The sequence below is a fragment of the Streptomyces panaciradicis genome, assembly GCF_023516615.1.
Taxonomy (GTDB): Bacteria; Actinomycetota; Actinomycetes; order Streptomycetales; family Streptomycetaceae; genus Streptomyces; species Streptomyces panaciradicis.
Window position 1 is genome coordinate 1 of record NZ_JAMGBF010000164.1, and the last position, 5,613, is coordinate 5,613.

At 73.0% G+C, this 5,613-nt stretch carries 5 protein-coding genes; 4 read left to right on the forward strand and 1 reads right to left on the reverse strand.

Annotated elements, in window-relative coordinates:
• Positions 1 to 525: 525 nt before the first annotated feature.
• The 3 genes from M8J74_RS37440 to M8J74_RS37450 are packed head-to-tail and all read left to right on the forward strand — an operon-like array spanning position 526 to position 3,724.
• A complete protein-coding gene (locus M8J74_RS37440) occupies positions 526 to 1,713 on the forward strand; it encodes a CaiB/BaiF CoA transferase family protein (RefSeq protein WP_249840705.1) in 1,188 nt (395 codons plus the stop codon).
• A 54-nt stretch (positions 1,714 to 1,767) separates the two neighbouring features.
• Positions 1,768 to 2,934, forward strand: coding sequence for an acyl-CoA dehydrogenase family protein (locus M8J74_RS37445; RefSeq protein ID WP_249840706.1), 1,167 nt, complete (start codon positions 1,768 to 1,770; stop codon positions 2,932 to 2,934).
• Entirely contained in the window at positions 2,927 to 3,724 is a 798-nt protein-coding gene (locus M8J74_RS37450) for a GntR family transcriptional regulator (protein ID WP_249840707.1), read from the forward strand. The genes M8J74_RS37445 and M8J74_RS37450 overlap by 8 nt, the downstream gene beginning before the upstream one ends.
• Here M8J74_RS37450 and M8J74_RS37455 read toward each other — a convergent pair.
• On the reverse strand, positions 3,691 to 4,398 hold the full coding sequence (locus M8J74_RS37455; protein ID WP_249840708.1) for an SDR family oxidoreductase: 708 nt from the start codon (positions 4,396 to 4,398) through the stop codon (positions 3,691 to 3,693). The genes M8J74_RS37450 and M8J74_RS37455 overlap by 34 nt on opposite strands.
• A gap of 103 nt (positions 4,399 to 4,501) precedes the next feature.
• On the opposite strand from M8J74_RS37455, the gene M8J74_RS37460 reads away from it, so the two are divergent.
• On the forward strand, positions 4,502 to 5,347 hold the full coding sequence (locus M8J74_RS37460; RefSeq protein WP_249840709.1) for a helix-turn-helix transcriptional regulator: 846 nt from the start codon (positions 4,502 to 4,504) through the stop codon (positions 5,345 to 5,347).
• The last annotated feature ends 266 nt before the right edge of the window (positions 5,348 to 5,613 follow it).

Genomic DNA, 5,613 nt, shown 5'->3' on the forward strand with positions numbered 1-5,613 from the left:
CCGGGGCCGCACGCCGGGAGGCCTGGTCGCCGGGGCGCCGCGGCCGCACGCCGGGTCGGCGGGACGCCGGTGGCGCCGGTGGCGCCGGGTCGCTGGTCACGCCTCGGCCGAAGGCCACGTCTGCCCGGGCAAGGGCCTCGTCGCGGTGGCACACGACGCGCAGTGCCGCGGGCTCGGATGCGGAAGGCGGCAACGGGACTCCCGGGTGTGCCGGAGCAGGTGCCGTATCGGTGCGTACAAAGCCCCGGCATCGCACGGAGGCCGTCTCCGCCGCGTCGAGGGCGGGCCGCGAGCCCCTGCTCAGGCGGCTGCTCCCGCCGTTGACAGGGCCGTGGATTTGGCCGTACAAAGCTGCGGGAAGGGACCGTTCCGCCGTACGAGCAGCAGGTGCCGAACCTCCAGGGGGACCGTTGGCCGTCGCCCGAAGGCTCGCCCGGGGGTCCCACGACCACCGCGCGACGCCGGACGACCCGGCGCAGGGCAGGAGTTGCCGCGGACGCGGTTCCCCCGTCACCACCTGGAGGCATGACCGTGCAACTCCCTCTTTCCGGCATCACCGTGGTCAGCCTCGAGCAGGCCGTGGCCGCGCCCTACGCCACCCGTCAGCTCGCCGACCTCGGTGCCCGCGTGATCAAGGTGGAACGGCCGGGCGAGGGCGACTTCGCGCGCCGCTACGACACCACCGTGCACGGCCACTCCAGTTATTTCGTCTGGCTCAACCGCTCCAAGGAATCCCTCACGCTGGATCTGAAGGACCCGCGCGGCATGGAGATCCTGCATCAACTCCTCGATGACGCAGATGTGCTGGTGCAGAACCTGGCCCCGGGTGCGGCCGGCCGGCTGGGCCTCGGCGTGGACGCGCTGGCCGAACGGTATCCGCGGCTGATCCCGTGCACGATCTCCGGCTACGGCACGAGCGGCCCCTGGGCCGACCGCAAGTCCTACGACCTGCTGGTGCAGTGCCAGACCGGCCTGGTGTCCCTGACCGGGACGCCCGAGGAGACCGCGCGGGTCGGCATCTCCGTCGCCGACATCGCCGCCGGGATGTACGCCTACACCGGCGTCCTGACCGCCCTGTACACCCGGGCCACGACCGGGGCGGTCCACCCCGTGGAGGTGTCCCTGTTCGAGGCCCTGGCCGAGTGGATGGGCCAGCCCGCCAACTACACCCGCTACGGCGGCAGTCAGCCCGCCCGCCTGGGCACCCAGCACGCCACCATCGCCCCCTACGGGGCCTTCCCGACCGCCGACGGCAGGCAGGTGCTGTTCTCCATCCAGAACGAGCGCGAATGGGCGGCCCTGTGCGCGCGGTTCCTGGGACGGCCGGAGCTGACCGACGACCCCCGCTTCGCCACCGGATCCCTGCGGGTGGCCAACCGGGAGGAGCTGAACGCCGTCGTCGCCGAGCGCCTCGCCCGCTCGGACGCCGAGGAGGTCCTCAAGGACCTGGAGGACATCGGCATCGCCTGCGCCGGGGTCAACGACGTCGCCGCGTTCCTCGACCACCCGGTGCTGGCGGCCCGGGGACGCTGGCGTGGGGTGGCCGTGCCCGGCGCCACCGTGCAGGCACTGGTCCCGCCGGCCGACCTCGCGGGGGTGCCCGCCCGCATGGACCCGGTACCGGACGTCGGCGAGCACACGGAGACGATCCTCGCCGGACTCGGCCGGACCGCGGCCGAGATCGAGGCGCTGCGCGCCGACGGCGTCGTCTGAACCCCTCCGGGGCCCGAGCCCCGCCACCGTTCCGGATGATGTGGAGATCCGCCGATGAGCGTCCTGGACATCCTCTCCTCCGACGAACAGCTCGTCGTGCGGACCGTGCGCGCGTTCGTCGACAAGGACGTCAGACCCGTCGTGCGCGAGCTGGAGCACAACGACACCTATCCCGAGGCCCTCGTCGAGCGCATGAAGGAACTCGGCGTCTACGGGCTGGCGATCCCCGAGGAGTACGGCGGCACCCCGGTCTCCATGCCCTGCTTCGTGCTGGTCACCGAGGAGCTGGCGCGCGGCTGGATGAGCCTGGCCGGGGCGATGGGCGGGCACACGGTCGTGGCGAAGCTCCTGCTGTCGTACGGCACGGAGGAGCAGAGGCGGCGGTACCTGCCCCGGATGGCCACCGGGGAGGTCCGCGCGACGATGGCGCTGACCGAACCGGGCGGCGGTTCGGACCTGCAGGCGATGACGACCGTCGCGCGCCGCGAGGGCGACGAGTACGTCGTCGACGGGGCGAAGACGTGGATCACCAACGCCCGCCGCGCCGGGCTGATCGCGCTGCTGTGCAAGACCGACCCGGCCGCCCGGCCGCGCCACGCGGGCATCTCGGTGCTGCTCGCCGAACACGGCCCCGGCCTGGTCGTCTCCCGGGACCTGCCCAAGCTCGGGTACAAGGGGGTGGAGAGCTGCGAGCTGTCCTTCGAGGGCCACCGGGTGCCGGTGGACGCCCTGCTGGGCGATGTGGAGGGGCAGGGCTTCGCCCAGATGATGAAGGGCCTGGAGACCGGCCGCCTCCAGGTCGCCGCCCGGGCGCTGGGCGTGGGGCGGGCCGCCCTGGAGGACTCGCTGCGCTACGCCCAGCAGCGGGAGAGCTTCGGCAGGCCGATCTGGCGCCACCAGTCCGTCGGCAACCACCTCGCCGACATGGCGACGAAGCTCACCGCGGCCCGCCAGCTGGTGCTGTACGCGGCACGGGAGGCGGACGCCGGACGCCGGGTGGACATGGAGGCCGGCATGGCGAAGCTGTTCGCGTCCGAGACGGCGATGGAGATCGCGCTCGACGCCGTCCGCATCCACGGCGGTTACGGCTACTCGACGGAGTTCGACGTCGAGCGGTACTTCCGGGACGCCCCGCTGATGATCGTCGGCGAGGGCACCAACGAGATCCAACGCAACGTCATCGCCGGCCAGTTGGTGGCGCGGGGCGGTCTCGATGGCTGAGCGCCCGCAGCGGCGGAGCACCTACGTCCGGCTGGCCCGCGAGCTGCGGGCGGCGATCCTGCGCCACGACTATCCCGACGGGGTGCGGCTGCCCACGGAGGCCGAGCTGGCCGGCGCGTACGCGGTGAGCCGGCAGACCGTACGGCGGGCCTTCCAGGACCTGGTCGCCGAGGGGCTGGTGTACCGGGTGCCGGGGCGCGGCACCTTCGCGACGCCCCGGGAGGAGCAGTACCTGCGGCAGTTCGGCTCGGTCGACGACCTGATGGGGCTGTCCGTCGACACCCGCATGGACGTCGTCACGCCCCTGCACCGCCGGGTGGACGTCGACGCGGCGGGCCGCCTGGGCCTGCACACCGACCGGGTGCACAAGCTGGCGTTCCTGCGACGCCACGAGGACGTCGCGTTCTGCCACACGTCGGTCTGGCTGCCGCCCGCCGTCGGCCGGCTTCTGGAGGACGTAAGGGAGTTGACGCTGCCGGGCTCGACCAGCGCGTTCACCGTGATCGGCCTGCTGGACCGGCGGCTGCCCGAGCCGATCGCCGAGGCCGAGCAGAGCATCACGGTCGCCGAGGCCACCGCGGACCTCGCCGAGCACCTCGGCTGCGGGCCCGGCCGCGCCCTGCTGCGCATCGACCGCGTCTACCGGACCGTCGCCGGTCAGCTCGTCGAGCTCGCCGTCAGCCACTTCCTGCCGGAGCACTACTCGTATCGCGTACGGCTGCGACGCACCGGTGCCCCGGCCGGCTCACCCCCGGCTCACCAGGCCAGCGGTCCGTCGACGTCGAAGTAGCCGCCGGTCGGGCCGTCGGGGCCGATCTGTGCCATGCGGACGATGGCCTCGGCGCCCTCCTCGACGCTCTGGGTACCCGTGTTCCCGTTCAGGTCGGTCTTGGTGAAACCGGGTTCCACGGAGTTGATCCGCATGTCCGGGAACGCCTTCGCGAACTGCACGGTGAGCATGTTGACGGCCGTCTTGGAGGTCGGGTAGGCGACACCCGGGTAGAAGTGGGCGGGGTGAGCGGGGTCGGAGAGGTGTGTCAGGGAGGCCAGGCCGCTGCTGACGTTGACCACGACCGGGGCGGCCGAGCGGCGCAGCAGCGGAAGGAAGGCGTGCAGGACCCGCACCACGCCGAAGACGTTGGTCTCGAAGGTCGTGCGCATGTGGTCGGCGGTCACGGTCTCGGCGACCGGCACGCTGTTGTCGTCGGTGCGGGTCTCGATCCCGGCGTTGTTGATCAGCACGTCGAGGCCGCCGGCGGCCTCGACGGTCTTGACCGCGGCCTCGACGGAGGCGTCGTCGGTGACGTCGAGCTGCACGAACCGGGCGCCCAGTTCCTCGGCGGTCCGGCGGCCGCGCTCGGCGTCCCGGGCGCCGACCCAGACGGTGTGCCCGGCGGCGAGGAGGCGGCGGGCGGTCTCGCGGCCGAGACCCTTGTTGGCTCCGGTGATGAGTGTTGTCGTCATGCCGTCCACAGTGCCGCGCGGCGCAGGGGGCAGCCAGTCGCCTCTCCTTCCTGGGACTGCCGGTACCAGGCACATCCGGGGCCGACGGTGTTCACTGGGCGGCATGACGGCCACGGAACTCGGACATGCACTGCGGCGCTGGCGGGACCGGGTCTCCCCGGACGCGGCCGGACTGCCCTCGGGCGGCCACCGCAGGGCGGCCGGTCTGCGGCGCGAGGAGCTGGCGCTGCTGGCCGGGATCTCGGTCGACTACATCACGCGCCTGGAACAGGGCCGGGCGGTCAACCCCTCGGCGCAGGTCGTCGAGGCGCTGGCGCGGGCTCTGCGGCTGTCGGGGGACGAGCGGGCGTACCTGTTCGGGCTGGCGGAGCTGGTTCCGCCGGGACCGGACGTGGTGCCCGGATACATCACGCCGAGCGTCCAGCGGCTGCTGGACCGGCTCGTCGACACGCCCGTGGGCGTCACCGACGCGGCGATGAACCTGCTGCTGGCCAACCCGATGTACGCGGCGCTGATGGGCGATCCGTCCCGTCTGCGGGGCCCGGAGCGCAATGGCGCGTGGCGCAACTTCATGGGGGTGCCGAGCCGGGTGCGGCACACGCCCGAGGAGCAGCGCTCCTTCGAGGCCGGGATGGTCGCCGAGCTGCGGTCGGCCGCCGCCCGCTATCCGGCCGACCGCCAACTCCAGCGGCTCATAGCGGAGTTGAGGACCCGCAGTCCGCGCTTCGCGGAGCTGTGGGAAGCGGGCGTCGTGGGCCGGCTCCAGGCGTCGCACAAGACGATCGACCACCCGCAGGTGGGACTGATGACCCTCGACTGCGATCTGCTGAGGGTCGAGGAGAACGACCTGCACATCCTGGTCTACTCGGCCGAACCCGGCACGGAGGCCGCGGAGAAGCTGGAACTGCTGTCCGTACTCGGCACCCAGAACCTGATCGACCAGGGCTGACCGGAGCCGGCTTTCCGGCCCCGCCCGCGACGGCCGGGCCGGCGAAGAGCATGCCCACCCGGCCCGGCCGACGGTCCGCGACCCCGAACATGCCGGGCCCCGTGCCCAGGATCCGGTCGGCCGGGGGCGGACCCACCCGGCCCGGCCGACGGTCGGTGGCCCCGAGCATGCCGGACCCTGAGCGCAAGATCCGGTCAGCCGGGAGCGGCCCCGCTCCGCCCGGCAGAGGGTTCGCGGCCCCGAGCACGCCGGTCGCCGGACCGGTG